General features: G+C 60.3%; 3 protein-coding genes and 1 pseudogene. 3 read left to right on the top strand and 1 reads right to left on the bottom strand.

Features of this window, described 5'->3' with window-relative positions; genetic code table 11:
- Positions 1 to 486 (bottom strand): SIS domain-containing protein (locus tag L0H65_RS15035; protein ID WP_301459857.1); only part of this gene is annotated, 486 nt, incomplete at its 3' end.
- A gap of 301 nt (positions 487 to 787) precedes the next feature.
- Here L0H65_RS15035 and L0H65_RS15030 point away from each other — a divergent pair.
- From L0H65_RS15030 to L0H65_RS15020, 3 genes and pseudogenes are all read left to right on the top strand, one after another.
- On the top strand, positions 788 to 2,170 hold the full coding sequence (locus tag L0H65_RS15030) for a phosphomannomutase (protein WP_301459856.1): 1,383 nt from the start codon (positions 788 to 790) through the stop codon (positions 2,168 to 2,170).
- 214 nt (positions 2,171 to 2,384) lie between these two features.
- Positions 2,385 to 3,806: a mannose-1-phosphate guanylyltransferase/mannose-6-phosphate isomerase gene (locus tag L0H65_RS15025; protein WP_301459855.1), complete on the top strand. Its 1,422-nt coding sequence runs from the start codon at positions 2,385 to 2,387 to the stop codon at positions 3,804 to 3,806.
- A gap of 3 nt (positions 3,807 to 3,809) precedes the next feature.
- Positions 3,810 to 4,568: pseudogene (locus L0H65_RS15020) on the top strand (hypothetical protein); the annotation flags it as partial.

Below are 4,568 nucleotides of genomic sequence, written 5' to 3'. Positions count from 1 at the left end.
TAGGGTCAGCGTGGTTGAGGTGGTTGGTGCCAGTCCGATCGGGCAGGCTTCCGGCTGGCGTGGCAGGCAAAGCGGAAAATCGGCAGCCCGCATCAAGGTACTGTCGGGGTTGGACGAAATTGCGATCAGCGGAATGGAAAACCGCCGGACATGATAGAGCAGGTCGCGCAATTCAGCCGTTTCGCCGGAGTTTGAGATCAAAAGGCATATATCCTGCGCGGTGATCATTCCCAGGTCGCCATGGCTGGCCTCGGCCCCGTGGATAAAGAACGCAGGTGTCCCGGTAGAGGCGAAAGTCGCGGCAATCTTGCGCCCGATATGGCCGGATTTCCCGACCCCCGCAACGATCACCCGCCCGGTTATGGCCATGATTGCTGCCACCGCCGCGGGCAATTCTGCGGGTGGGTTTGCCGCCATGCAGGCCAAAGCCTCTGCCTCCACGCGAAGCGTCCGTTTCGCGGCGTCCATCACAAGGGTTTCCGACATCAGTTGTTTCACGCCTATGCGGTTCCTGTTTATGCGATCTTTCGTTCGAATACGAAGCAGCATTCCCCACCAAGGGATGCACGATCTTGGTGCAGGCTATATAATTCATTGAATCATGGGAATACAGCGCCTTTAAGGGGTTGCCACGTTTGCGCACGCCGCTCGTGCCGCGTGAATATTCGCATCACGCCCAGGGTGGGAGTGAAGACTCCTGTAACAGATTCAGTTAGTCTATCCGCTGACACAGGGTCAGATTGGATTGTTGTAGAATCTTTCGTGCCCTCAGGACGGATGGATATGGATGGCCCCCAAATTCGGCACCAGCGGATTGCGCGGTTTGGTCACGGAACTGACCCATGATCTGGTAACGGACCACATTCGCGCCTTCATCCGCGTCTGTCCGATGGGATCAGGGCTTTGGGTTGGCCGGGATCTGCGCGCGTCATCGCCCGATCTGGCTGAGGCGGTGCTGGCCGCAGCGCGCGACATGGGTGTTGTGACGTTCGATTGCGGTGCGGTGCCAACGCCTGCGTTGGCGCTGGCCTCGATGGCGGCGGGGGGGGCGGCGGTGATGATTACCGGCAGCCATATTCCCGCCGACCGCAACGGTTTGAAATTCTACCGGCCAAAGGGAGAGATCACGAAAACCGATGAAGTGGCCATTCTGGCGGCGCTTGGCGGCACAGCTCCGAAATCCGGCCCTGAAACGCGCACTTACGCCAGTGCCGGACCGGATTGGGTGGCGCGCTACGTCAACGCTTTCGGGCCCCGGGCGCTGACAGGTCTGCGACTTGGCGTCTGGTCGCATAGTGCAGTCAGCCGGGATCTGTTGCTGGCCTGCCTGACTGCGATGGGGGCGGCCGTGATGGAACTGGGCCGATCCGACAGCTTTATTCCTATTGATACCGAGGCCATCGCTGCCGACGCACGGGCGCAGCTTGCGGCTTGGGCAGTGGAGCATAAGCTGGATGCAATCCTGTCTACCGATGGCGACGGTGACCGCCCGCTTTTGACCGACGCTGCGGGCCGGGTCATTCCCGGCGACGTGTTGGGCCAGATCACCTCTGCGGTGTTGGGGGCGGATGTGGTTGTAACGCCAGTCAACTCGAACACCGGGGTTGAAGTGTCCGCGCGTTTTGAACGGGTGATCCGCACCAGGATTGGCTCCCCCTTCGTAATCGCCGGGATGGAAACGGCAGGTGAAAACGCCCGCGTTGTGGGGTATGAGGCGAATGGTGGCTTCCTGCTGGGCTTTGCGGGGCAGGAGCCTGCCGGGGCGCTGGCACCACTGGCCACCCGCGACAGCTTGCTGCCGATGCTCGCCCCCCTGTCACGCGCAAAAGCTGCGGGCGGTCTGGCGGCGCTGGTGGCGCGGGAGCCACCCCGTTTCACCGCCGCGGACCGGTTGGAAAACATTGCAACCGAACGCTCCCACGCGCTTTTGGCCGCGTTTGAGGCCGATCCCTCGCGTCTGGCGGCGTTTCCCGCCGTGCTTGGTGAAAAGATAATCGGAATCGACCGAACCGACGGAATGCGGCTGGTGCTGGCATCAGACCGGGTTCTGCACATGCGGCCCTCGGGCAATGCCCCGGAGTTTCGGCTATACGCCGAAGCGGAAAGCCCCGAGGATGCCAGCCGCCTGCTGAAACGGGGTCTTTCGGAATTGCGCCGTCTTTTGGGCTGAAGTCGAAAGATATGGATCGGGGCGAAGCCACGGTTTGTACTGTGAGCATCCTTTTCACCGTGAAATCACCGATGCCGAAATCGTCGCGGTAACCCGCCCGATAGAACAGAACCTGCTGGTTGAAAGCACGAAGCAGAGTTTCTATAGTCCTGTCATAGATCTAAAGTGGATTTTTCCTGAAAGGTTCGCGTCTGTATATGCTAGGAATAATGACATGATCCATCCTCTTATTCTGTGCGGAGGGTCTGGCACGCGCTTATGGCCGTTGAGCCGCCGCAGCCACCCCAAACAATTTGCCACTCTTACAGGAAAAGACAGCCTGTTGCAGGAAACCGCGTTTCGCTTGTCGGATGCGGATTTTGCCGCCCCCACCATCATCACTGCGGCGGATTACCGCTTTGTTGTGGCCGAGCAAATCACCGCCGCAGGCATAGACCCCGGGGCCATTCTGATAGAGCCGGAGCCACGCAATACCGGCCCCGCGGTACTGGCAGCAGCGCTTTATCTGGCCAAGACTGACCCGGAGGCTGTGATGCTGGTGGCACCCTCGGATCACCGTATTCCCGACGCGCAAGGGTTTCGCGCGGCGGTTCGGGCCGGGTTGGAAACGGTGCGTACAGGGGGCATCGTGACTTTCGGGATCACGCCGGAATGGGCCGAAACCGGCTATGGCTATCTGGAGGCCGCAGCCTCGGTCGCGGTGGGGCAGGTCGCCCCGGTTCTGCGCTTTGTCGAAAAGCCGGATGCCGCGCGGGCGAGTGAAATGCTGGCGCAGGGCAATTACCTGTGGAATGGCGGATTGTTCCTGTTCAAGGCCAGCACGATTATCGAGGCGTTCCGCCGCCATGCGCCCGATCTTGTGGACCCGGTAACACAATCTGTGGATGCTGCGCGCAGTGACCTTGGGTTTCTGCGGCTGGAACCGACGGCATGGGCGCGCGCGCGCAGCGTTTCGATTGATTACGCCGTGATGGAACGTGCGAAGAATATCTCGGTCGTGGCAATTGCCGCTGGTTGGTCGGATCTGGGGGATTGGAATGCAGTCTGGCAGGCGTTGGAGCCGGATGCCGACGGGATGGCAACCCGCGGCCCGGTCACGGCGATCGACTGCCGCGATACGCTTTTGCGGTCTGAAGATGACCGGCTGCAACTGGTTGGGCTGGGGTTGGAAAACATCATTGCGATTGCGATGCCGGATGCGGTTCTGATTGCCGACCGACGCCAGGCCCAACGCATCAAGGAGGTGGTCCCGGCCCTGATGGCCAAGGGGGCGGCGCAAGCGGTACAACTGCCGCGTGATTTCCGGCCTTGGGGCTGGTTTGACAGCCTGATCATTGGCGGGCGGTTTCAGGTCAAGCGGATCGTGGTCAAGCCCGGCGCGGTGTTAAGTTTGCAAAGCCATATGCACCGCTCAGAGCATTGGATCGTGGTGGAAGGCACCGCGCGCATCACCATCGGCGACCGGGTGGAGCTGATTTCGGAGAACCAGTCGGTCTTTGTTCCCTTGGGCGCAAGGCACCGCATGGAAAACCCCGGCAAGACACCGATGGTACTGATCGAGGTGCAGACCGGCAGCTATCTGGGGGAGGATGACATCATCCGCTATGAAGATGTCTACGCGCGGGACGCCCCTTAAGATATGAAGCTTATCCTTTATATCGGCCATCACAAGGTTGGCTCCACGTCCTTGCAGGCGTTTTTGGCCCAGAATGCACATTTATTGATCAAGGCCGGGATATTGTATCCGGCGGTGGATCCGCGCGGGCTGACCCATATGCTGCGTCAATCCATCGGGATCGCGGACAAGCCCGGAAAATTGCCACCCCATCTGCGCGAACCCCATAGTGCGCTGGCATATCGGATGATCGCAGAGGTTTCTCGTCGTCCAGTCCCGCCGCAGTTTCAGGATATGCCGCCACTGGAGCATATGATCGCCACCTTGCAAGATCAGGTGGCGCGCCTGCGCCCCCAAACCGTGATCATGTGTTCGGAAGTGTTTTCGAACTTTGGGGAGGTGTCCCCGGACCTGATCGACAGGCTGCTGGGACTGTTCCCGCAAGTGTCGCAGATGCAGGTTTACGCCGTGTTGCGCCGACCGGATGAATACCTGGTCTCATGGCATGGGCAGCGCCTGAAAGTGGGGGAGGCGTTGGCACCGGTTGATGCCTCGCTCGATGAATACTTCCCCACGATCCATTTCGACTATTCCCGTGTCATCCTCCCGTGGCGCGATAAATGCCAAGGGGCCAAATTCACCCTGCGCAACTATGGCGCCGTCCTGAAAACCGGCAATTCGGTTCGGGATTTCCGCGCGCAGTCCATTGTCAAACTCCCCACAGCTTTGACCCCACCGCCGCGGATAACCAACGCCTGGCCATTTGCCGTGATGGGCGTTATG

Origin of the sequence: Pseudorhodobacter sp. (genome assembly GCF_030452865.1) — a bacterium.
Taxonomy (GTDB): Bacteria; Pseudomonadota; Alphaproteobacteria; order Rhodobacterales; family Rhodobacteraceae; genus Pseudorhodobacter.
The sequence above is the reverse complement of the archived record's forward strand: the minus strand, read 5'-3'. Positions and strand labels throughout refer to the sequence as shown.